This is a genomic window from Brevundimonas sp. UBA2416 (assembly GCF_002343105.1).
GTDB lineage: Bacteria > Pseudomonadota > Alphaproteobacteria > Caulobacterales > Caulobacteraceae > Brevundimonas.
On sequence record NZ_DDRM01000027.1, the window covers coordinates 890 to 2,115 of the forward strand.

The window sequence follows — 1,226 nt, forward strand, 5'->3', positions numbered from 1 at the left end:
CCAGCAGAAGACGCCCTCCTGATAGTCGTCCGGCTCAAGCCTGAGCGTCTCGCGCAGAGCCTCCATCCGATCACGGGGATCGTTGGACATGATCTTTCCCGCCAGTCGCTGGGTCGATCCCACCGCTTCCAGATCCGGACCGATGCACAGGGTGACCAGCGGCCGGATCTCGTCCTCGACGAACCGCGCCATGCGCTGCAGGTCCGACTCGCTGATGGAGAAATAGCAGTGGGCGGGTTCGATCCCGCCGCGCTTCAGCTGCTCACGCAACAGGAAGGGATCCAGCGACGGCAGCTGGTCCAGCAGGGTCAGCGTCGTCATGTCCGGGTGCCGCGGGCCGACTCCGAACGCCTCCTGCATCACCCGCTCGAAGCCGCGCTGGCCGACGAAGACATAGCGGCCGCCCGTCTTCAGCTCATTCGCATCCAGTGGAATGATCACCTTGGTGGCCACCTGCCGGCGCAGATAGAAACAGTCGTTCTCGTCCCGGCGTAGCCGGTGCTTGATGATCAGCGCGCGGTTCAGGGCCGGCGTCCGGAACAGGGGCTTCTCCGCCCAGTCGGCCTCGTGGCCGTGATCCAGAAACACCTTCAGCAGATTCAGGACGCGCGCGGTCGAGGCCGAGCGGCGCAGGTGGGCCAGATTGCGAATCGCGCGGTCGGTCATGGCCACCCCTTCAGCCGGCCAACAAACCACGAAAGGATGACCAACGGCTTAGCTGATCGCTGATAAGACGTGCGACGCCTCTGCACTGGCCTCGCCTCGCGACCGCGCCTAGATTGCCGCCATGGGCGACATCATCAACATCCTCATCCTCGTTGCGATCCTGGCGGTGACCGTCACCCTCGGGTTCGGAATCTATTCCCTGCACAAGGGCGGGGATGCGAACCGTTCCCGCTCCAACAAGCTGATGCGGCTACGCGTGGGGCTGCAGGCCGTGGCGATCGTCCTGCTGTGCGTCGGCATGTGGTGGAAGTCCACACAGGGGTCCTGAGCCCGTGGTGGTCCTGAATCGCATCTATACGAAGACCGGCGACGGCGGGCAGACGCGGCTGGCTTCGGGCGCGACCGTCTCAAAGAGCGACCGCCGGGTCGAGGCCTATGGCGCCGTGGACGAACTCAACAGCGTCATCGGCGTGGCCCGGCTGTACTCCGGCCAGAACGACCGCATCGACGCCATGCTGGGGCGTATCCAGAACGAGCTGTTCGACCTCGGCGCCGATCTG

General features: G+C 65.1%; 2 protein-coding genes and 1 pseudogene. 2 read left to right on the forward strand and 1 reads right to left on the reverse strand.

Annotation, left to right across the window (positions count from 1 at the left end; translation table 11 throughout):
• Nucleotides 1-666, reverse strand: a pseudogene (locus B3E43_RS09115) (hypothetical protein); the annotation flags it as partial.
• Between the two features lie 121 nt (nucleotides 667-787).
• Between B3E43_RS09115 and B3E43_RS09120 the strand changes: the two are divergent.
• Together B3E43_RS09120 and B3E43_RS09125 are read left to right on the forward strand one after the other, a co-directional pair.
• A complete protein-coding gene (locus B3E43_RS09120; RefSeq protein ID WP_292028673.1) occupies nucleotides 788-994 on the forward strand; it encodes a twin transmembrane helix small protein in 207 nt (68 codons plus the stop codon).
• A 4-nt stretch (nucleotides 995-998) separates the two neighbouring features.
• Nucleotides 999-1,226, forward strand: a 228-nt coding sequence (locus tag B3E43_RS09125; protein ID WP_292028674.1) for an ATP:cob(I)alamin adenosyltransferase, incomplete at its 3' end; no start/stop codon positions are given.

Coding starts and splice junctions, on each gene's coding strand:
- B3E43_RS09120 (WP_292028673.1), top strand. CDS start 788: ATGGGCGACATCATCAACATCCTCATCCTCGTTGCGATCCTGGCGGTG.